This window comes from Micromonospora sp. NPDC049175 (assembly GCF_043197345.1).
In the GTDB taxonomy this organism is placed as follows: Bacteria; Actinomycetota; Actinomycetes; order Mycobacteriales; family Micromonosporaceae; genus Micromonospora.
Genome location: NZ_JBICSY010000002.1, coordinates 331,816 through 351,138 on the forward strand (window position 1 = coordinate 331,816; position 19,323 = coordinate 351,138).

The 19,323-nt window shown below is 72.6% G+C and carries 19 protein-coding genes; 9 read left to right on the forward strand and 10 right to left on the reverse strand.

Annotation, left to right across the window (positions count from 1 at the left end; all coding sequences use genetic code 11):
- Positions 1–252 precede the first annotated feature (252 nt).
- Positions 253–522, forward strand: coding sequence for a DUF6458 family protein (locus tag ACGFH8_RS08420; protein ID WP_030487564.1), 270 nt, complete (start codon positions 253–255; stop codon positions 520–522).
- A gap of 46 nt (positions 523–568) precedes the next feature.
- Here the strand turns inward: ACGFH8_RS08420 and ACGFH8_RS08425 are convergent, their stop codons facing one another.
- The gene (locus ACGFH8_RS08425; protein ID WP_393365242.1) at positions 569–1,108 is read right to left on the reverse strand and encodes a SixA phosphatase family protein; all 540 of its coding nucleotides are present in this window, start codon (positions 1,106–1,108) and stop codon (positions 569–571) included.
- A gap of 113 nt (positions 1,109–1,221) precedes the next feature.
- Between ACGFH8_RS08425 and ACGFH8_RS08430 the strand changes: the two genes are divergently transcribed.
- Positions 1,222–1,509 carry a DUF6458 family protein gene (locus ACGFH8_RS08430; protein WP_393365244.1) on the forward strand — a complete coding sequence of 96 codons (288 nt, stop codon included), beginning with the start codon at positions 1,222–1,224 and terminating at the stop codon, positions 1,507–1,509.
- Positions 1,510–1,625: 116 nt separating this feature from the next.
- On the opposite strand, the gene ACGFH8_RS08435 is transcribed toward ACGFH8_RS08430, so the two are convergent.
- On the reverse strand, positions 1,626–2,303 hold the full coding sequence (locus ACGFH8_RS08435) for a hemolysin III family protein (RefSeq protein WP_393365246.1): 678 nt from the start codon (positions 2,301–2,303) through the stop codon (positions 1,626–1,628).
- 107 nt (positions 2,304–2,410) lie between these two features.
- Here ACGFH8_RS08435 and ACGFH8_RS08440 point away from each other — a divergent pair, with 107 nt between their 5' ends.
- Genes ACGFH8_RS08440 through ACGFH8_RS08450 form a run of 3 tightly spaced genes read left to right on the forward strand, consistent with a single transcriptional unit; the run spans position 2,411 to position 4,648 of the window.
- Entirely contained in the window at positions 2,411–3,055 is a 645-nt protein-coding gene (locus ACGFH8_RS08440; RefSeq protein WP_393365248.1) for an allophanate hydrolase subunit 1, read from the forward strand.
- On the forward strand, positions 3,052–3,915 hold the full coding sequence (locus tag ACGFH8_RS08445) for a biotin-dependent carboxyltransferase family protein (protein ID WP_393365250.1): 864 nt from the start codon (positions 3,052–3,054) through the stop codon (positions 3,913–3,915). The genes ACGFH8_RS08440 and ACGFH8_RS08445 overlap by 4 nt, the downstream gene beginning before the upstream one ends.
- Complete coding sequence (locus ACGFH8_RS08450) at positions 3,899–4,648, forward strand: LamB/YcsF family protein (RefSeq protein ID WP_393365252.1); 750 nt, start codon at positions 3,899–3,901, stop codon at positions 4,646–4,648. Before ACGFH8_RS08445 ends, ACGFH8_RS08450 begins: the two co-directional genes overlap by 17 nt.
- A 35-nt stretch (positions 4,649–4,683) precedes the next feature.
- Here the strand turns inward: ACGFH8_RS08450 and ACGFH8_RS08455 are convergent, their stop codons facing one another.
- Positions 4,684–6,522 (reverse strand): NHL domain-containing thioredoxin family protein, encoded by a 1,839-nt coding sequence (locus ACGFH8_RS08455; protein WP_393365254.1) that lies wholly within the window; start codon positions 6,520–6,522, stop codon positions 4,684–4,686.
- Between the two features lie 359 nt (positions 6,523–6,881).
- Positions 6,882–7,181 (reverse strand): hypothetical protein, encoded by a 300-nt coding sequence (locus ACGFH8_RS08460; protein WP_393365256.1) that lies wholly within the window; start codon positions 7,179–7,181, stop codon positions 6,882–6,884.
- A gap of 278 nt (positions 7,182–7,459) precedes the next feature.
- Between ACGFH8_RS08460 and ACGFH8_RS08465 the strand changes: the two genes are divergently transcribed.
- Both ACGFH8_RS08465 and ACGFH8_RS08470 read left to right on the forward strand, forming a co-directional pair.
- On the forward strand, positions 7,460–8,206 hold the full coding sequence (locus ACGFH8_RS08465; protein WP_393367023.1) for a DUF5753 domain-containing protein: 747 nt from the start codon (positions 7,460–7,462) through the stop codon (positions 8,204–8,206).
- Positions 8,194–8,388 (forward strand): DUF397 domain-containing protein, encoded by a 195-nt coding sequence (locus ACGFH8_RS08470; protein ID WP_393365258.1) that lies wholly within the window; start codon positions 8,194–8,196, stop codon positions 8,386–8,388. Before ACGFH8_RS08465 ends, ACGFH8_RS08470 begins: the two co-directional genes overlap by 13 nt.
- Before the next feature lie 147 nt (positions 8,389–8,535).
- On the opposite strand, the gene ACGFH8_RS08475 is transcribed toward ACGFH8_RS08470, so the two are convergent.
- The 5 genes from ACGFH8_RS08475 to pdhA all read right to left on the reverse strand — a co-directional run bounded on the left by ACGFH8_RS08475 (position 8,536) and on the right by pdhA (position 15,676).
- Entirely contained in the window at positions 8,536–11,352 is a 2,817-nt protein-coding gene (locus ACGFH8_RS08475) for a hypothetical protein (RefSeq protein WP_393365260.1), read from the reverse strand.
- Between the two features lie 343 nt (positions 11,353–11,695).
- Entirely contained in the window at positions 11,696–11,833 is a 138-nt protein-coding gene (locus tag ACGFH8_RS08480) for a hypothetical protein (protein ID WP_167454674.1), read from the reverse strand.
- Between the two features lie 218 nt (positions 11,834–12,051).
- Positions 12,052–13,506, reverse strand: coding sequence for a dihydrolipoamide acetyltransferase family protein (locus ACGFH8_RS08485; protein WP_393367025.1), 1,455 nt, complete (start codon positions 13,504–13,506; stop codon positions 12,052–12,054).
- A gap of 5 nt (positions 13,507–13,511) precedes the next feature.
- A complete protein-coding gene (locus tag ACGFH8_RS08490) occupies positions 13,512–14,501 on the reverse strand; it encodes an alpha-ketoacid dehydrogenase subunit beta (RefSeq protein WP_393365262.1) in 990 nt (329 codons plus the stop codon).
- Entirely contained in the window at positions 14,501–15,676 is a 1,176-nt protein-coding gene (gene pdhA / locus ACGFH8_RS08495; RefSeq protein WP_393365264.1) for a pyruvate dehydrogenase (acetyl-transferring) E1 component subunit alpha, read from the reverse strand. Before pdhA ends, ACGFH8_RS08490 begins: the two co-directional genes overlap by 1 nt.
- Before the next feature lie 563 nt (positions 15,677–16,239).
- Between pdhA and ACGFH8_RS08500 the strand changes: the two genes are divergently transcribed.
- Positions 16,240–17,190 (forward strand): hypothetical protein, encoded by a 951-nt coding sequence (locus tag ACGFH8_RS08500; RefSeq protein WP_393365266.1) that lies wholly within the window; start codon positions 16,240–16,242, stop codon positions 17,188–17,190.
- Between the two features lie 49 nt (positions 17,191–17,239).
- On the forward strand, positions 17,240–17,920 hold the full coding sequence (locus ACGFH8_RS08505) for a phosphatase PAP2 family protein (protein ID WP_393365268.1): 681 nt from the start codon (positions 17,240–17,242) through the stop codon (positions 17,918–17,920).
- A 130-nt stretch (positions 17,921–18,050) separates the two neighbouring features.
- Here the strand turns inward: ACGFH8_RS08505 and ACGFH8_RS08510 are convergent, their stop codons facing one another.
- The gene (locus ACGFH8_RS08510; RefSeq protein WP_393365270.1) at positions 18,051–19,274 is read right to left on the reverse strand and encodes a hypothetical protein; all 1,224 of its coding nucleotides are present in this window, start codon (positions 19,272–19,274) and stop codon (positions 18,051–18,053) included.
- Between the last annotated feature and the right edge of the window lie 49 nt (positions 19,275–19,323).

Consider the following 19,323-nt stretch of genomic DNA (forward strand, 5'->3'; position numbering starts at 1 on the left):
GCCGCCGGTTCCCGTCCAGACCCCCTTGCGGCTCCTTTGCTCTGCACCCGCGGAGGCGCCAGCTACGGACCGTGAGCGTCGCCTCCGCGGGTGCAGAGCAAAGGATGGTGGAGAGGTGGGTCAGCCCCGGCGCGGCGAGGGCGGGCAGGTATTCGGCAAGGCTGCTCGGGTATGCCGCTGGCGTGGCGGGTAACCGTCGCGTGACCTCGAAAGGGAACGCCCAGAGCCACCGCACGGGGGAGTGCAGCGCACATGGGTGTAGGAAGCGGCATTTTTCTCATCGCGATCGGCGCGATCCTGACCTTCGCACTGAGGGCCAACGTCTGGTGGATCGACGTACGGGCGGTCGGCTGGGTGTTCATCCTGGCCGGGCTGGCCGTACTGCTGACCACCGTCTGGTTCTGGCAGGACCGACGCAAGCGGGCCCGGACCCTCATCGTGGAGGAGAACCGGCTCTCCCATCCGACGGCGATGATGCCGCCACCGCCAGACCCACCACCACCGACCGCGCCGCCGTCCTGAGGCCGGCACGTACCCCTGAGCCGCCCGTCGATCATCGACGGGCGGCTCAGCCGCGTGCGATGTGCCGTGCCGTGACCGGCGCTCCCGCCCGGCTCAACTCCGCCCAGGCGAACCGGCCACGGTGCACCGCCAACTCGGCGGTCCGCAAACCCTCATCGGGCGCACCCTCCGGGTCGAGAAGGGCCGAGAGCAGCGAGATGCCCGGGTTGTGGGCAATCAGCAGTGCCGTCCGGGCCGCCGCGTCGACCGTACGGACCAGCGCCAACAACTCCTCCGGGTGGGCGTCGTACGCGCCAGGCTCGTAACGAACCGTCGGCCGGGCACCGGCCGGGCCGCCCTCCGGTGGTGTGCCCGTCATCCCCATCGCCACCCCGTGCCAGGTCTGCCGGGTACGGAGCGCCGTCGAGGAGATCACCACGTCGGGCAGCAACCCGTGGTGCGCCAGCCAGGCGCCCGCCGCTGCCGCGTCCGCATGCCCGCGAGCACTGAGCGGGCGCTGGGCGTCATCTGCCGCGTCACTGCCCTGCTCGGCCTTCGCGTGGCGCAGCAACACGAGTGTCCGCGTCTCGGGGTCGGCGTCCGTCATGACCCCAGCTTGCCCGATTGGCGATCTCCGTGCCTGGGTAAGTCGATGGATGCCGCACCCCTACCGACGGCCGCGGCGCGTCCTTACGCCAGGTAAGAGCCGAGGAGCGAGACATGGGCATTGGTGGCAGCATCTTCTTGATCGCGCTGGGCGCGATCCTCGCATTCGCCGTAGAGGCCGATCTGGGCTGGCTGAACCTGTCCGTGGTCGGCTGGGTGCTGATGTTGGCCGGCGTCGCGGGCCTGATCACCACCCTCTACTTCTGGAACAGCCGCCGCCGCACGGTGGTCGCCGCGCCGGTCCGCGAGGAGCGCGTGGTGGCTGACCGGGTCGTGCCGGTCCAGGACAACCAGGTCGTGCAGGAGTACCGCGAGGTGCGTCGGCCGGGCCGCCCGGTCTGATCCTCGCCCGCGAACTCCGGGGTCCCGCAGCGTCGCGGGGCCCCGGCTCGCGTTCAGGCCCGGCGTCGCGCCTGGTCCCCGGCTTGCTCGCGGTTGGGTTCGTCGGTCCAGGCAGCTCAGGCGAACAGCGCGAAGTAGATCGCGATGTGGTGGCAGAGCGCCGCCAGCAGGGTGCAGGCGTGGAAGAACTCGTGGTGACCGAAGACGGTCGGCCACGGGTTGGGCCGGCGCAACGCGTAGAAGACCGCGCCGACGCTGTAGATCAGGCCACCGGCGATCAGCAGCGCCAGTGCCGCGACGCCGCCGCCGTGCAGGATTTCCGGCAGCATGGCAACCGCCACCCAGCCCAGCGCCAGATAGAGCGGCGCGGACACCCAGCGCGGCGCGTGCGGCCAGATCACCTTGACCGCCACTCCGGCCAGCGCGCCACCCCAGACCAGGACCAGCATCACGGTGGCCGGCCGGGGCGCGAGCAGCATCGTGCAGAGCGGTGTGTACGTGCCGGCGATGAACACGAAGATCATCGAGTGGTCCATCCGGCGCATCACCTGGAAGCCGCGCTCCGACCACACTCGACGGTGATAGAGCGCGCTGGTGCCGAAGAGCCCGCACACCGTGACGCTGTAGATCAGGCAACTGACCAGGGGCGCCCATCCGGGCCGGGTGGCGGCGATCGAGCAGAGCACGACGCCGCAGACCAGGGCCACGAAGAAGGCGTACGTGTGCAGCCAGCCGCGCATCCGGGGCTTACCGATGTCGACCGGCTTCAGGCGAAGCGGGGCGGAGGTACTCACGTGATCAGGTTACGGCACCGTAGGTTACTTGGAAGTAGTGGCGTTGGTGACACCCGGCACCGTCATCGTGAACTCCGTATCGGCGCGACATCGGCGAGGATGAGCGGATGCGGATCCGACCCGTCGGGGCGCACGCCCTGCTCCTCGACTGCACCGCCTCCGCCGGCGCTCCCGACGCCGCGCTCGTGGAAGCGTGGCGGGCCGAGTTGTGGCGGCGTCGGGCGCAGGGTGACCTGATCGCCGTCGAGATCGTGCCGGCGGCGAGCACCGTCCTGCTCGACGGCCTGCCCGACCCGACCACCACTGCCGAACAGTTGACCCGATGGGCGTCCGGCGTCGCCGCAGCCGAGGGCGGCGACAGCGACGGCGGCGCGGCGGAGGTGGCCGTACCTGTCTGTTTTGACGGGCCGGACCTGCCGGTGGTGGCCGAGCACTGGGGTGCGGACGTACCCGCCGTGCTGCGCCGGCTGACCGGCACCCGGTTCCGGGTCGCGTTCTGCGGCTTCGCCCCCGGGTTTCCCTACCTGACCGGGCTGCCCGACGAGTTGGCGTTGCCCCGGCTGGCCACGCCTCGCCCTCGGGTGCCGGCCGGGTCGGTGGCGCTGGCCGGCCCGTACGCGGGGATCTACCCGAGCGCCTCTCCCGGCGGTTGGCTGCTGGTCGGCCGCACCGAGCTGGTCCTCTTCGACGTGTACGCCGACCCGCCGGCCCGACTCGGGCCGGGCACCTCGGTGCGGATGGTGGCGGCATGACCCGTGCGGCCGCTGTCGAGGTGCTCCGCGCCGGGGCGCTCACCACCGTGCAGGATCTGGGCCGGCCCGGTTGGGCGCACCTGGGCGTACCGCGCTCCGGCGCCCTCGACCCGGCGGCGCTGCGGCTGGCCAACCGACTGGTCGGCAACCCGGAGCACGCCGCCGGCCTGGAGGTCACCCTGTCCGGTTGCACACTGCGGCTGACCCGGGCCACCACGGTGGCGGTCACCGGAGCCGAGGTGACGGTCCGGGCGGGCGATCGGCCCGGTGACACCGGCCGACCGCTCACCGTGCCGGCCGGGACGGTGCTGCGGATCGGCCCGGCCCGTCGGGGCGTACGGAGTTGGTTGGCGGTGGCGGGTGGCATCGACGTGTCGCCGGTGCTCGGCAGTCGGGCCACCGACACCCTGTCCGGGCTCGGCCCGGCGCCGCTTCGGGACGGCGACCGGCTGCCGCTCGGCGAGCCACACGGCCCACCCGCGCCGGTGGACCTGACCGTCTGCTCCGCGCCGCCTGAAGAGGTGCACCTGACGCTGCGCCCCGGCCCTCGGGACGACTGGTTCACGCCGACCGCGTTCGACCGGCTGTTCGGCACCTCGTACACCGTCAGCCCGGTGAGCAACCGGGTCGGCGCGCGGCTCGCCGGCGCGGCGCTACCCCGCGCGGTGGCCGGCGAACTGCCCAGCGAGGGCATCGTGCTCGGCGCGGTGCAGGTGCCGGCGAACGGACAGCCCCTGATCTTCCTCGCCGACCATCCGACCACAGGTGGATACCCGGTCATCGGAGTGGTCACCGACGTGACCGCGCTCGCGCAGGCCCGCCCAGGTACTACCGTCAGATTCCATGGACCTCAACGCTGACCTGGGCGAGGGATTCGGCATCTGGCGGCTCGGCGACGACGAGGCGCTGTTGAGCCTCGTCACCTCCGCCAACGTCGCCTGCGGTTTCCACGGTGGCGACCCGTCCACCATGCGGCGGGTCTGCGAGGGCGCCGCGCGACGCGGGGTCGCGGTGGGCGCGCAGGTCGGCTACCGGGACCTGGCCGGCTTCGGCCGGCGGCACATCGCGTACGACTTCGCCGAGCTACGCGACGAGGTGACCTACCAGTTGGGGGCGCTTGACGCGTTCTGCCGGCTGTTCGGCACCCGGGTCCGCTACCTCAAACCGCACGGCGCGCTCTACCACGCGGCCAGCACCAACGAGTCCCAGGCGGCGGCGGTGGTCGCGGCGGTCACCGGCTACGACCCTGAGCTGCCGGTGCTCTGCCTACCCGGCTCGACGCTCGCCCAACTCGCCGTCGGCGCGGGCCTGCCGGTCGTCGCGGAGGCCTTCGCCGACCGTGCCTACCTGCCCAACGGGGCGTTGGTGCCGCGCGGCACACCCGGCGCGGTGATCACCGACCCGGAGCAGGTGGCCGAACGGGCGGCGCGGATGGCCACCGAACGGATCGTGGTGGCGGTCGACGGCACCGCCATTCCCTGCTCGGTCGACTCGATCTGCGTGCACGGCGACACCCCAGGGGCGGTCTCCGCCGCCGAACTGGTCCGCGCCAGCCTGATCGACGCCAACATCACGCTGGCCCCGTTCGCGTGAGGCCGGAGGGGCCCGGGCGGGCCCCTCCGGACACCTCAGGCGTCCAGGCCGCGCAGCACCAGCGGCAGGCGGGTCACGGCGCCGTCGACGACCCGGACCGGTACGCCCCAGTCCTGCCGGGTCAGGTGGCACGCCGCGTGTTCGACGTCCGCGTCGCAGGTCGCCGCCTGGGCGGTCACCTGAAGCACCCCCGCGGTTACCTCGGCGTTGAGCACCAGCCGACGGGTCAGCTCGGTGCCCGTGCCGGCACCGTCGACAAGCAGCTCCGGCGGTGACGCGGAGACGACCAACCGGGTCGACGGCCCGAACGTCTCGTCCAGCTTCTGCCCCGGCGCCGGGGTGAAGACGATGTCCAGGGTGACCTCACCGGCCGCGACGTCGGTCGGCTTGCGCTCGGTACGGTGCCGGGGACCGTCGACGGTGCTGGCGCCCGCCGCCGACAGGGCACCCGGGGCGAGCCGGGTCAGCCGGTGCGCGGCCGACTCCACCACAAGCACCTCGCCGGCCGGGCTGAGCACCAGGTCGCTCGGCTCCGCCAACCCGTCCGCGACGGTGGAGACCTGGTTGGTCGCCGGGTCGAAGCGACGAACCGCGCCGTTGTACGTGTCCGCGATCAGCACCGAGCCGTCCGGCAGCGCGCACACACCCAGCGGGTGTTGCAGGAGCGCCGACTCGGCCGGACCGTCCACGTGCCCGAAGTCGAACAGGCCCTGCCCGACGGCGGTGCCCAACACACCGTTCTCGACGTACCGGAGGGAACTGGTCTCGCTGTCGGCGATCCAGAGCCGGGCACCGTCGGTGGAGACGGACAGCCCCGACGGTTGCGCCATCCACGCCTCCGCCAACGGGCCGTCCCGCAGCGCCTCGACTGTGGTGCCGGCGTACATGCCGGCGGTCCGCTTGATCGGGTCGAACCACCAGAGCTGGTGGATGCCGGCCATCGCGATGATCAGCTTGTCGTCGTACCAGGCCAGATCCCACGGGGAGGAGAGGTCCACCGCGAGCGCGTCGTGGGCGTGGTCGTCGACCTCGGCGCGCCACTGCCGGCCGCTGCCGGCCACGGTGACCACCTCGCCGGACTCCAGCCGTACGCCACGCAGCAGGTGGTTGACCGTGTCGGCCACCACCAGGTCGTAGCCGGCGACCTCGGCGACATGGGTGGGCAGCAGGCACACCCCCTGCGGCTCGGAGAACGTCGCCGCGGCACCCGGCCCGTCGGCCCGGCCCCGCTCGCCCGAGCCGATCCGGCGCACCGGCGTCTCGCCGTCCGGGGCCACCTCGACCAGGGAGTGTCGGGCCGAGTCCGAGACCAGCAGGTTGCCGTTCGGCAGCAGCGCCGCCTTACCCGGGAAGCGCAGAGCCGTCTCCGGGGCCGGCGGCGGAACGTACGGGCCGTCACCCCGATGCAGGGTGCCCTTGGCCTCGTGAGTGGCGATCAACTCGTCGATCAACCGGGCCAACCCTTCGGCATGACCCTCGCCGGCCATGGTGGCCACCACGTAACCCTCGGGGTCGATCACCGAGAGGGTCGGCCAGGCACGGGCCGCGTACTGCTGCCACATGTCCATCTCCGGGTCATCGAGTACGGGGTGGTGCACCCCGTACCGCTCGACGGCCGCGACGAGGGCGTCGGCGTCCTTCTCGTGCTCGAACTTCGGCGAGTGCACACCGATCACGACGAGCACGTCGCCGTACTTCTCCTCCAGCGGACGCAGCTCATCCAGCACGTGGAGGCAGTTGATGCAGCAGAACGTCCAAAAGTCCGCGATCACGATCTTGCCGCGAAGGTCCTGCAAGGTCAGGTTCCGTCCGCCCGTGTTGAGCCACTGGCGGCCCCGCAGTTCGGGCGCACGTACACGCGCTGTCGTTCCCATGCCTGTCAGCCTGCCACGCCTCAGTCCCAACCGCCGTGACCCCGACGACAGACCCGGAGGCATCCCAACCTGCTGGGGGAGCCGTCGCCTGCGAACCTCGGGCGGTCGGCGGGGCTAACGGGCTTCGGCCCACCCGACGAAGCGAGGCGTCAGGTCCGGGAGCACGGTGCCCGGGTTGAGTTTGGCCAGGTCGGCAGCCGCCTCCTCCTGGACCTTCGCCAGGTGCACCAACAGCCCTGGCCGATCGTTGCGGTACTCGCCCAGGAGGCGCAGCTTCGCGGCCGAGCAGGGCCAGAGGATGCCGCAGGCAGGGCAGCGCCACGACGGGCGCAGGGGCTTATGTTCAGGTCGGTCGCGCATCAGCCGACCCGCAGCGGCATACGGGCGACTGGGCGGCGGGCAGTCCGCGGGGCAGCCGGGGTCAGTGCGGGCGGGTCCTTCCAGATCAGGCCGGCGGTCATGACGAACAATGACCGGCGCGCGGTCGCGTCGCCGCTCGGGCCAAGCTCGTAGGCGTCGATCCAGAGCCAACCGTCGTACGTTGGCCAGTCGAGCACCCGAATGACGCGAACCGAGATCGGGCGCATGAACTGCACGCTCGCGGCGCGGGTTAGGTTCAGGACTTCGCCCGTCAGGACCTTCCGGGCTGACACGCTCATGCGCTCACCCAGTGGCTGCCGGCGACGTGGTTGGCGGGCTTCGGGTCGGCCATCGTTTCGGGGGGCTTGTCCGGCATTGGTGCTTCTCCTGATCATCGCTGGGAAGGGGCCCCCGCGAGTGCTCACCCTCAAGGGCGGCCCCAGTACGGACGGGTCCGCTGGTCTCGCGTCCTTGCCAGCCGCGCCGTCTACAGAGCACCTTGCCCATTGAAGCTGGACGGCTACACCACGTAGCTATACGTTCTGTAGACGTTGAAGACGTTCGCTCGGAGGTGGATATGAACCAGGCGCTACGAGCTGCGCTGGCCGACACGGGTGAGACCGTAGAACGTCTTGCCGAGCAGGTCGGCGTAGACCCGAAGACGGTGGCGCGCTGGGTAAACCCCGGCCGAGTCCCACACCCTCGCCACCGTGCAGCCGCAGCCGCTGCGCTCGGCCGCGAGACTGAAGACATTTGGCCGGACGTCTTGAAGCGGCGGGAACCGCCATGGCTACGCCCGTGGGTGGAGACCGAGCTTCAGGCGTCCGCCCTGCGCGCCTTTCAGGTCGCGGTCATCCCCGGCTTGTTGCAAACCCCCGAATACGCTGCGGCGGTACTAGCCAGCGGGGTGCTCGACCCGGACGAGGTTGCGGACTACGTCGCGACCCGGCTACGCAGGCAAAAGGCAGTTCTCGACCGACGCAAGCCCCCACTCTTCGTCGCGGTGATTGACGAATTCGCCCTTCGTCGTGGTGACCCCGAGATCATGAACCCGCAGCTAGACCACCTGGTAAAGATGGCTCAGCGGCCGAACGTGCTTCTTCACGTGCTGCCGCTGGACGCGGGCCTCCATCCCGGGCAGGCGGGACCGTTCGTCATCGCCACAACCGAAGACGGCGATGTCGCGTACCTCGACGACCAGGCTGCGGGAAGGCTGACCAACGACACCGCCGCCCTTTGGGCCACCTGGGATACTCTGCGCTCAGTGGCTCTCTCACGCCGCCAAACCATCGACTACCTTGAGGCAAGGTCATGGCTGATCTGACCGGCGCCCTGTGGCGCAAGAGCACCCGTAGTAGCTCCAACGGCGGCGACTGCGTCGAGGTTGCCGACAACCTTCCAGGCCTCGTCGCGGTGCGCGACTCGAAGGATCCGTCGGGTCCGGCGCTGACCTTCTCGCCGGTCGCGTGGGTCGCGTTCGTCAGCCAGGTCGCCGAGCGGCCGTAACCGACCCCAGACGCACGAGCGCGCCCGTCCCGGATACCGGGGCGGGCGCTTCACGTCCTACGGGGTGCCGCGCCGTTCGTGTTCGGAGCTGCGCCGGGTACGACGACGGCGGGGTCACGGTTGCCCGTGGCCCCGCCGTCGGTGGCGTTACTTGGTGGCCGGCTTGAGGCAGAGCACCCGGTTGGCGCCGCTACCCGGCAGCACCACGTGCGGCTGCGTCGGGTCGGCGCACTTCTCCTTCGCGTCCACCTTGGAGACGATGGTGAAGGAGCCCGCCTCGCCGCAGTTGGCCGCCGAGGCGCCACCCTCGCCGGCCTGCTTCACGCAGGTGCCGACGGCCGGGTCGAAGGCCGGGGTTTCCTTCTGGTCGACCTTCCCGAGGAGCAGCAGCAGGCCGAGCGGCACCGCCAGGATGAGCACCGCGGCGATCAGTACCGCGGCCAGCACGCGACCGTTGCGTACCTTCGGTGTCGGTGGCTCCGCCTTGGGGCTCTCGGCGGCGTCCGGCTTGAACGCGTCGAATCGACCCTGATCCGACTGGCCGGGCTCCTGGCCCCAGGACGGCGCGGGCTGCGGCGGTGGCGGGAAGGCCGGCGGGAAGCTGCCGCCCGGTCCCGACTCGATCGCGGGCCCGCCGAAGCCTGGCCCGCCGGAGCCCGGTCCGCCGAAGTTCGGCGCGCCGAAGGTCGACGCGCTGCCGACCGCGGCGGTGCCGGCGGCCGGTGACCCGGGGCCGCCGAACTGGTCCGCCGGCCGCTCGGCACCGCCGTGCGGCCGCGTGCCGTTCACCGGCCGGTTGTTGCCGGGCGCGTCGACGAAGGACGGCACGCCGGGCGGGAACGCGGGCGGCGGTGGCGGGGCCTCACCGAACGCGTTCGGGGCGGGCTGCCGGTCGTCGAAGCGCGGCTCGGCGGCAGGCTCGCCGCCCCAGCCGGGGCCAACCTGACGCTGCGGGTCGTTCTGCCAGTCCGGTGCGGCCTGCCGCTGGGAGTCGTTCTGCCAGTCTGGTGCGGCCTGGCGGGGCGGTTCGTTCTGCCAGTCCGGGGCCGCCTGGCGAGGCGGGTCGTTCTGCCAGTCCGGTGCGGCCTGCCGCTGGGAGTCGTTCTGCCAGTCCGGTGCGGCCTGCCGCTGGGAGTCGCTCTGCCACTCCGGCACAGGCTGGCGGTCGGCACCCGCGTCGACCTGGAACGGCTCCGGCTCCGGCTCGTTCTCCGGCTCGGGTCGAGCTGGCCGGCCGTACACCCGGGGTTGTGGTGTGGCCGTGCCGGTCGGACGGATGGCCTGGTCGGTCGGGGGCATCACCCGGCTGGCCAGCGGCACCGAGGCGCTTGCCCGGGCCGCCGCCGCGCCGGCTGCCGACTCGGCGTCCGACACCGGCACCACCGCGCGGCCCGCTCCGGACTCCGGAGAGGTACGCGGTGCGGGCACCACGGCGCCACTCGCGGGGGCGTCCTCGGCGCGGCCCCAACCGGCCGGGTCCGCCTCGTACTGCGCGGGGGCGTCCGGGGTCTCCCGCTCGGCGTACGCGGGCTGCTCGGGGATCGGTGCGAACTGGGCCTGGGGTGCGTAGTCGCTGGGCGGGGCAGCCGCCAGGCTGGCGCCCGGCACGCGCTGCTCCTGGGGAGGCAGCGGCACCGCGTTCGCCGGTGAGATGCCCGGCGCGGGTCCGGGTTGGTAGGCCGGCGCCTCGTCGCCCCGGTCCGCCTCCCAGCCGCCGCGGGCCTGCGCGGCTTCCGCCTCGGCGCGACCCCACACCTCGCCGGGCGCCCAGGGCTCGACCTCGGGCGGCCCATCCTTGCCGGGCACGCTGACGCTGGCACGGGAGGGCAGGCCGCTCTGCTCGGCGGGCGTCCACCCGACCGGCTCCGGTCGCTCGGCGGGTTGGTCCTGCGGGGAGAGCACCCAATCGGGCTGCTGCGGACGGCTCTCGGCATCGCCCCAGGCGGCCGGCTGAGCGGGCTGCTCCTGCCGCGCGTCGCCGTCACCCCACCCGGCGGGCTGCGCCTGCTGCTGCTGCTGCGCGGCCCATCCACCGGAGCGGGCCGGGTCGTCCTGTCCGGGCCAGTTCGTCGGCGGTGCCGGCACCTGGGCCGCGCCACGGGCCGCGCTGGGCGCGGCGGCCTGACCCCACGAGGGGGCGGACTGCTCGGCCGGTTCGGCGGGCTGACCCCAGGTCGGCGGCGACTGCTCCGCCGGCGTCCACACGGGCTGGTCGTCGCGTCCGGCCGTGGTCGCGGGCCAGCCGCCGTTGCCGGGCGTCTCGTTCTGCTGAGCGCCGCCGGACCAGTTGGCGGCCTGCTGCGGCTCGGCCTGCTGGGCCTCGGCTCCGCGCCACTCGGCGGTGGGCGGGTTGGTCGGTGCCGGGCCACCCCAGCCACCGGCATTCGCCGGATCTTCCTGGGCGGGCCAGGCGGTGGTGGCCGGAGGCACCTGCGCGGCGCCCCGCGCGGGCGGCTGGGCCTGCGCCCAGTCGGGCTGCTCGGCGGCGTTCGGAGTCCAGGTGGGCGCGGGAGTGCTCTGCTCAGCCGGCGTCCAGCCCTGCTGTTGCGGTGTGGCCCAGGCCGGCTGCGCCGGGGCTGGTGCGCCCTCACTGCCGGGCCAGGTGCCGGGCTGCTGCTGCGGCGGCTCACTCGTGCCACCGCCGGCCGCCCACGCCGGCTGCGGCGGGTCGTTGGGCTGCGCCGCGGGGGCGGCGCCCCAGGCGGGCTGCGGCGGGTCGTTGGGCTGCGGGGCGGCGGCGGCACCCCAGGCGGGGGCCGGCGGTTGCTCGGACTGGGTCGCCCATGCCGGCGTCGACGCGTCGGGCCGCGCCGGTGGCGGGGGTGCCCAGCCCAGGTCGGGGCCGGCAGCGTTGTTGCCGTTGTCCGGCTGCGCCGGGCGGTCGCCGTACGGCGCCGGTCCGCCGGCGCCCGGTGACACCTCGTCCGGCTCATGGCCGGTGCGGTGCGGGCCCTCGGACGTCATGGGTGCGCCTCCTCCATCACATGTCGGCTCGCCGGTGCCGATCGGTCTCCTCGGCATGGCTGCCGGCGTCACCGGCGTACCGCTGTGCCGGCTCCCCGCACGGTATCGGGTGGTGGCACGGCACGTCCAAGGAGCACCGGTCGTCACTCCCCGTGGCCGGTCGGTGTCGAGCAGCTTCGGTGTGCTCGGCCTCTGCCGGGTCGGCGGGCGGCGACCGAAGCCCACCGTACCGGGCGCTGCGGCAGGGCGGAATCCCGGTGGCGGGTGGCCGGGAACGCCGATGGCCCACCCGGTGAGCCGGGTGGGCCATCGATCTGGAGGAGGTGAGGAAAGTTGTGGAGCGTCAGCTCATGTGACGCTGGGCGATGACGAGGAGTTCCTCGCGAACTGCCGGCGAGTTCGCCGAGCGCAGCGCGTGCTCGATGGCACGGGCGCGGCGGGTGGCGTCGCGGTGGTTGCGGATTCGCTCGATCATGCTCATTGGTGGGTCCCCCTAGCTATTCGGTTGTCAGCCCCTGATGCCTCTATTCAACAGCAGAACCCCGCCAACTTCCATCGATTATTAGGTGAGCTGGGACACCTGCCTAACAATCAAAGGTCAACAGGCCGTCTGGCCGACGCTTCCGTCGTCTAAACGACACGGCCGGTGTGCCGGGCGTTAACCCGTGGCACACCGGCCGTGGCTGGCGTCTCGAACGATCAGGTCCAGGCGAGCAGCGCCGCCTCCGGATCCGCGAGGAAGTCGCCGATGTCGCGCAGGAACTTCGAACCCAGCTCACCGTCGATGATCCGGTGGTCGAAGCTCAGCCCCAGCGTGGTGACCTGACGCACCTTGACCTTGCCCTTGTGCACCCAGGGCATCTCCCGCACCGCGCCGAAGGCCAGGATCGCGGACTCACCCGGCGGCAGGATCGGCGTGCCGGTGTCCACGCCGAACACCCCGACGTTCGTGATGGTCAGGGTGCCGCCGGACATGGCCGCGGGCGAGGTACGCCCGGACTTCGCCGTCTGCACCAGGTCGGTCAGCGCGTCCGCCAACTCCCGCAACGAGAGTCGGCCGGCGTCCTTGACGTTCGGCACGATCAGACCGCGCTCGGTGGCCGCCGCGATGCCGAGGTTGACGTACTCCTTCACCACGATCTCGTCGCCGGCCCACGTCGAGTTGACCATCGGGTGCCGCCGTACCGCCAACAGCACCGCCTTCGCCACCAGCAGCAGCGGAGAGACGCGCACGTCGCGCCACTCCCGCCGACCCCGGAGCCGGTCCAGCGCCTTCATCGCCCGGGTCACGTCGACGGTCAGGAACTCCGTCACGTGCGGGGCGGTGAACGCCGAGCGGGACATGTTCTCGGCGGTCAGCTTGCGGACCCCCTTGACCGGGATGCGCTGCTCCCGGTCCGCGCCGAAGCTGGGGGCAGTCGTCGACGTCGCCGCGACCGGCTCCGCCACCACGACGGCAGCGCTCACCGCCCGCTGCACGTCCTCCCGGGTGATCGAGCCGAGCGGCCCCGACCCGGTCACCGTGCCGAGATCGACCCCGAGATCCTTGGCAAGCTTGCGCACCGGCGGCTTGGCCAACACCAACCCGCCGCTCGCCCCATTGCGTCGCTCATGGACCTGGGGTGCCGGATGTGCGGGGGTAGCAGCCGGTTCGTCGGCCACCACGGGCGGCTCGGCCTGCGTCGGGACGGCGCCCTTGCGGGGGCGGCGCTTCGCGGCTGTCGTACGCGGCCCGTAGCCGACAAGCACCGCCGTTCGGCCACCGGGAGCGGCGCCGCCGATCAGGCCTGGCTCGACCATGCCCTCGGCCGGGGCCACCTCCACCGCCGCCAGCGACGCCGCCGACGGGGTGGGCAGGTCGGCGCTCGGCGTGGCAGTTGTCGACGTCGACTCCAGCGGGCCGGCGCCCGGGTCGGTGTCGATCGCGATGATCGGCGTACCGACCTCGACAGTGGTGCCCTCCGGGTGGTGGATCGCCTGCACCTGCCCGGCCCACTTCGCCGGGATCTCCACCGCCGCCTTGGCCGTCTCGACCTCGACGATCGGCTGGTTCAGCTCGATCGTGTCGCCGACCTTGACCAGCCAGGCCAGGATCTCGCCCTCGGTCAGCCCCTCGCCCAGGTCGGGCAGGTTGAACGTCTTGATCCGGGACATGTCGCTCACCAGCCGAAGGTGCGGTCGACAGCGTCGAGCACCCGGTCGAGGTCGGGCAGGTACTCCTCCTCCACCCGGGCAGCCGGGTAGGGGGTGTCGAAGCCGGTCACCCGCAGCACGGGCGACTCCAGCGAGTAGAAGCACTCCTCGGTGATCCGGGCGGCCAACTCGGCGCCCAGGCCGATGTTCGACGGCGCCTCGTGCACCACGATCGCGCGGCCGGTGCGCTTCACCGACTCGTACGCCGCCGCCAGGTCCAGCGGGGACAGCGAACGCAGGTCGATGACCTCCAGCTCACGGCCGTCCTCGGCCGCGGCGGTCGCCGCCTCCAGGCACGTCCGCACCATCGGCCCGTAGGCCAGCACCGTCACGTCCGTGCCGGGCCGCACCACGCGGGCCGAGTGCAGCGGGTACGCCTCGGACAACGGCGCGTCCAGGTCGACCTGACCCTTCTCCCAGTAGCGCCGCTTGGGCTCCAGGAAGACGATCGGGTCGTCCGAGGCGACGGCCTGCTGGATCATCACGTACGCGTCCTGCGGGTTGGCGCAGGTCACCACCTTCAGGCCGGCCGTATGCGCGAAGTACGCCTCGGGCGACTCGGAGTGGTGCTCGACCGCGCCGATGCCACCGCCGTACGGAATTCGGATCACCATCGGGATGCTGAGCCGGCCGCCGGAGCGGTAGTGCATCTTCGCCACCTGCGACACGATCTGGTCGTACGCGGGGTAGACGAAGCCGTCGAACTGGATCTCGCAGATCGGCCGGTAGCCACGGATGGCGAGACCGACAGCGGTGCCGATGATGCCGGACTCCGCCAGCGGGGTGTCGATCACCCGCTGGTCGCCGAAGTCCTTCTGGAGCCCGTCGGTGATCCGGAAGACGCCGCCGAGCTTGCCGACGTCCTCGCCCATGATGATGACCTTGGGGTCGTTCTCCAGGGCGCGGCGCAGGCCGGTGTTGAGGGCCTTGCCGATGGTGAGCGTCTCCGTGGCCATCAGTGAGCACTCCCCTCGAACGACTCCATGTAGCGGCTGAACTGCGTACGCTGCTCGTCGAGCAGCGGAGAGCCGTTCGGGTAGACGTGGTCGAACATCGTCACCGGCTCGGGGTTGGGCATGTCGAGCACCCGCTCGCGCAGGTGCACCGACTCGCGGCGGGCCTGCTCGTCGACCTCGGCGAAGAAGGTCGCGTCGGCGATCTGCTGCTTCTCCAGGAAGGCCTTGACCCGGGTGATCGGGTCCTTGGCCTGCCAGGCCTCGACCTCGCTGGCGATGCGGTAGCGGGTCGGGTCGTCGGAGGTGGTGTGCGCGCCCATCCGGTAGGTGTACGCCTCGATCAGGCTCGGGCCCTGCCCGTGGCGGGCGTTGTCGAGTGCCGTGCGGGTGACCGCGTACGAGGCCAGCACGTCGTTGCCGTCCACCCGTACGCCGGGGAAGCCGAAGCCGGCGGCCCGCTGGTAGAGCGGGACGCGGGTCTGCCGCTCAAGCGGCTCGGAGATCGCGTACTGGTTGTTCTGGCAGAAGAACACGAGCGGGGCGTTGAACACGCTCGCCCAGACGAACGCCTCGTTCACGTCGCCCTGGCTGGTGGCCCCGTCGCCGAAGTAGGCGATGGCCGCTTCGCCGTCGTCGGTGCCGGTCTTGCCGTCCATGGTGATGCCCATGGCGTAGCCGGTCGCGTGCAGGGTCTGCGCGCCGATGACGATCGTGTACATGTTGAACTTGAACTCGTTCGGGTCCCAACCGCCCTGGTCGACACCGCGGAACAGACCGAGCGGCATGATCGGGTCGATGCCCCGGCAGTAGAGGACGCCGTGCTCCCGGTAGGTCGGGAAGGCCATGTCCTGCGTCCGCAGCGCCCGCCCCGATCCGACCTGCGCGGCCTCCTGGCCGAGCAGGCTGGCCCAGAGGCCCAGCTCGCCCTGGCGTTGGAGAGCGGTCGCCTCGGCGTCCAGCTTGCGGACCAGCACCAGATCGCGGTAGAGCCCGCGGTATTCCTCATCGGTGAAGTCGACGCGGTATTCGGTGCCGTCCGGCCCGGTGACGCTGTCGATCCGCTCGCCGTCGGGGGTGAGCAGCTGCACCAGCTCGGGGTCGCCGGCCGTGCCCTTCTTGGAGCGGGGTGCCGCCCGCCTGCCGCGGGTGGTGCCCCCGGGGTCGCCCTTTGCCATCGGTCTCTCCCTGTCGTGTCTGCGTCGGCACCGGGGGGTCACCCGGCCACGCAACTCGTGCGCCTGCCCGGCTCTTGCCGGACCGGTTCCTGGCGGCCGCGCCTAGCCCCGGTGGGGGTTGCCGCACGGCATGAGCCGGGTTCTGGCCGAACCCGGATCGGGAGCGCCGGCGCCGGGCCGCGCCTGCCGCGTGGGTGCGCGGAGGTCACGGCTGCGTTGCCGTCGTGCTCCATATTCGCAGAGCAGGTGAGCGCGCCCACAGTACGCCCGCCCCGGATTCCGACCGCCCACCCTTTGCCGCTGTTTGTCGCCCTCCTGCCGGCCTGCCGTTCCGAGGCGTTCCGGCGATGATTCGTCACGGTTCGGTCAGCCCGGCGTGTCGACACGCCGTGGAGGTTGGCTGACGGAGGGTAACTGGGTCAGGCTGATTCCCGCAGGATCACGTTTGTCGGGTTATATGCCGGCTTTGTGGCTGACGGCGGCGAAGCCCGGCGGCGGTGGCGGCCAGGCGTTCGCGCGGCGTCCACAGGTGTCCTCCGACGGCCGACGACAAGGGGTGTGTGGTGCACGAGCCAGGTGACGGTCCCGGCACACCAGCACTCGGCCGGCATCGGTCCGCCGGTGGCTACCGCCGCGTGGTCGGCGTCCACCGCGCCCCCGGCGCGGGCGGCCCCACCCGTGGTTACCTGCTCACCGTCGCGCTGCTGGCCGGCACCGCGTCGATGCCCATCCTCGCCGCCATCAGCGCGGGCTCGGCCACCCCGGGCAGCACCGCGCTGCCCGACAACAGCACCCCGTTCATCCCGACCCCGTCGATTGGGCCGGTGGTGATCCCGATGCCGATGACCAGCCAGCCGGCACTCCCGCCACCCGGCACCCCCAGCGTCGGCCCGACAAGTGGCTGGCTGCCCGCCGCTCCCCGGCGTACCTCGGACCGGCCCGCCTCGGAGACCGTGACCGGCCCCGGGCCCGGCCGGCCGGCGACCTACCCGCCGCTGGCGCCGAAGCCCACCCGCGGCACCTGGCCCGCCGTCCCCCCGCCCGGTCCGCCGACCGACCCTCCGGACTCCGAGCCGACCGACCCCTACCCCGACCCCGACCCCACCGATCCCGACCCGACGGATCCCGAGCCGACCCCGACGCTGGACCCGTCACCGACGACGGACCCGACGCCCACGTCGGAACCGACGCCGACCATGGACCCGTCCGACCCGACGCCGACGTCGGACCCGTCCGACCCGACGCCGACGTCGGACCCGTCCGACCCGACGCCGACGTCGGACCCGTCGGACCCGACGCCGACCATCGACCCGACCCCAAGCTCGCGCCCGCGCCCGACGCCGACGGACGCCCTCACCGCGACCGCCGTGCCGACCAGGGCGCCGTCTGCGCCGGTCACCATCCCTGGGCCGACCGCCGCCCCGGCCACACCGACCAGCCAGCCCGGCCCAGCGGTCCCGGCGCCCACCGGCGTCTCGTCGATGCCATCGGGCGATCGTTCCCCGGTGGCCTGACCAACGCATCCCACCGTTTACCGCCGCGACGGTACGGTGACCCTCAGGCGTGACCCATCCGGTGCCGGCGGTGTGCCGGCGTCAGGCACGTACCGGAGGGGGTGGCGTGGGCGGCGGCGCGAGACTCCGCCCGGTCGTCACCCGGCCCGGCCCGGGGCTGCGGGTCGCCCGGCTGGTCACCGAGGTGAGCGCGCCGGCCGTGCTCGTGTCGCTGCTGATCGTCACCGTGAGCTGGCACAGCGCACGCCGGCCGGGTCAGGGCCTGATCTGGGGTCTGCTCGCCACGCTCTTCGTCATCGGCATTCCGTTCGCCTACGTCGTCGGCGGGGTACGCCGTGGCCGCCTCACCGACCACCACGTCGGCCGCCGGGAGCAGCGCCGGGCGCCGCTGCTGGTCGGCCTCGCCTCGGTGACGGCGGGGCTCGCCCTGCTCGTCGTGCTCGGCGCCCCCCGCCCGGTGCTGGCGCTTGCCGTGGCCGGGCTCGTCGGTCTCGTGGTCACCGTGTCGGTGAGCCACTGGTGGAAGATGTCGATCCACTCGGCGGTGGCCGCCGGCACACTCGTCATCCTGATGCTGACCTTCGGGACGCGGCTGGTCGTCGCCGCACCGCTGCTGGTGCTTGTCGGCTGGTCCAGGGTGCGGCTCAGGGACCACACGGTGGCGCAGGTGCTCGCCGGTGGTGTGCTCGGCGCGCTGATCGCCGCGGTGGTCTTCGGCGCGCTGCGCTGACCGGCCTCCGCCGCCGACCAAGCCGCCGCCGGGCGCGGTGGCAGCCGCGCGGGCGGGCGGTGGCGGCGAGGCGGGCGCGCGGTGGCGGTGAGACCCGGGGCGGACGGCGTGCCACCCGCCCCGGAAACCGTCAGGCGCCGTCGTCGGCGAGGCGGTGCCGGTTGGCCTCGATCCAGGCGTCCAGAGCGGCCGGGTCGTCCGGGTCCACCCCGTCGGCCATGAGCTGCGCCACCGCGGCGGTCGCCGGGCTGCGCCGCTCACCTGTCGAGTAGAGGCGGGCGAACTCCGGCACCATCTCCTCGATCGCCTCGTCGGTGCGTGTCGCCGCCGCCTCCGGCAGCCCGCGCTGGCGGGACGCGTACCGCGCCCAGGCGCGCAGCACCCGGGGCAGCATCGCCGCGTCGTCCATGTCCAGCACCGCGCGGCGGTGCACCCAGTCGAGCAGGAACAGACCCGACACCGCGGGGCTCCAGCGCATCGGGTCGCCGTCCGGGAAGCTCGCCGAGTGGTCCAGCACCAGGCTCAGGCAGAAGTGCAGGGAGGCCAACTCCGCGCCGTCGACGGCGTCCAGCCCGAAGCGGGCGGCCTCCGGCGCGGCGAGGAACTGCCGGACCAGGTCGGTGCGCTCGGCCGCGGAGAGCGGCTCGACCGCCGCCGGGCCGGTCGGCTCGGCCGCGGTGGGCAGGATCGCCAGCCGGGCACCGACAAGCGCCCGGTCGGTCGCGAGGGAACCCTCGCCGGGCAGCTCACTCAGGTCGTCGGTCACCGAGAGGTGGCGGGCCACCTCACCGCGGAGCCGGGCCGGGTTCTCGGTCCGGAACCAGGTCAACTCGTCGTCGGCACACATCTGCCGGACCTGGTCCAGGATCCGTTCCGCCGGCCCGCCGACGAAGATGTCCTTGGTGATCCCGATGTTGTGGTCCACCAGGGCCACCAACGCGTGCTCGGTGCCACCCGACGCGTCGTCGTAGGCGAAGGTGGCGAGGTAGGAGGTCTGGTCGCCGTACACGTCGCCGTACGCCCAGGTGCCGGTGAGGTGCACCCGGCCGAGCTGCCCGGACCAGGCGGGCGCCTGGCTGCCCGGACGGACCCGCTCGGTGCCCTCGGCGTTCGGGACGAGCGCGGCGAAGACCTGCCGGATGGTGGTCGCCGCCGCGATCCGACGGCGGGCGGTGGCGGCGAGGAACCCGGTGACGAACTCCCGTACGGCGGTGTCGCGGTCGGTCTCCGCGATGGCGTAGACACTGCCCAGCAGCGCGCTGCCGAGCATCTCGGCGTCGAGGGCGGACTCCAGCTTGGTCACGTCGCGTGCGGCGTGCAGCACCGCGTCGTAGGGGGTCTCAGGCGTGGCCATGCTCCGACCCTACGCCGCCCAGCGCCGATGGAGAGCGGTAGCGGACCGG

Coding starts and splice junctions, on each gene's coding strand:
- ACGFH8_RS08420 (WP_030487564.1), top strand. CDS start 253: ATGGGTGTAGGAAGCGGCATTTTTCTCATCGCGATCGGCGCGATCCTG.
- ACGFH8_RS08425 (WP_393365242.1), bottom strand. CDS start 1,108: ATGACGGACGCCGACCCCGAGACGCGGACACTCGTGTTGCTGCGCCAC.
- ACGFH8_RS08430 (WP_393365244.1), top strand. CDS start 1,222: ATGGGCATTGGTGGCAGCATCTTCTTGATCGCGCTGGGCGCGATCCTC.
- ACGFH8_RS08440 (WP_393365248.1), top strand. CDS start 2,411: ATGCGGATCCGACCCGTCGGGGCGCACGCCCTGCTCCTCGACTGCACC.
- ACGFH8_RS08445 (WP_393365250.1), top strand. CDS start 3,052: ATGACCCGTGCGGCCGCTGTCGAGGTGCTCCGCGCCGGGGCGCTCACC.
- ACGFH8_RS08450 (WP_393365252.1), top strand. CDS start 3,899: ATGGACCTCAACGCTGACCTGGGCGAGGGATTCGGCATCTGGCGGCTC.
- ACGFH8_RS08455 (WP_393365254.1), bottom strand. CDS start 6,522: ATGGGAACGACAGCGCGTGTACGTGCGCCCGAACTGCGGGGCCGCCAG.
- ACGFH8_RS08460 (WP_393365256.1), bottom strand. CDS start 7,181: ATGAGCGTGTCAGCCCGGAAGGTCCTGACGGGCGAAGTCCTGAACCTA.
- ACGFH8_RS08465 (WP_393367023.1), top strand. CDS start 7,460: ATGAACCAGGCGCTACGAGCTGCGCTGGCCGACACGGGTGAGACCGTA.
- ACGFH8_RS08470 (WP_393365258.1), top strand. CDS start 8,194: ATGGCTGATCTGACCGGCGCCCTGTGGCGCAAGAGCACCCGTAGTAGC.
- ACGFH8_RS08475 (WP_393365260.1), bottom strand. CDS start 11,352: ATGACGTCCGAGGGCCCGCACCGCACCGGCCATGAGCCGGACGAGGTG.
- ACGFH8_RS08480 (WP_167454674.1), bottom strand. CDS start 11,833: ATGAGCATGATCGAGCGAATCCGCAACCACCGCGACGCCACCCGCCGC.
- ACGFH8_RS08485 (WP_393367025.1), bottom strand. CDS start 13,506: ATGTCCCGGATCAAGACGTTCAACCTGCCCGACCTGGGCGAGGGGCTG.
- ACGFH8_RS08490 (WP_393365262.1), bottom strand. CDS start 14,501: ATGGCCACGGAGACGCTCACCATCGGCAAGGCCCTCAACACCGGCCTG.
- pdhA (WP_393365264.1), bottom strand. CDS start 15,676: ATGGCAAAGGGCGACCCCGGGGGCACCACCCGCGGCAGGCGGGCGGCA.
- ACGFH8_RS08510 (WP_393365270.1), bottom strand. CDS start 19,274: ATGGCCACGCCTGAGACCCCCTACGACGCGGTGCTGCACGCCGCACGC.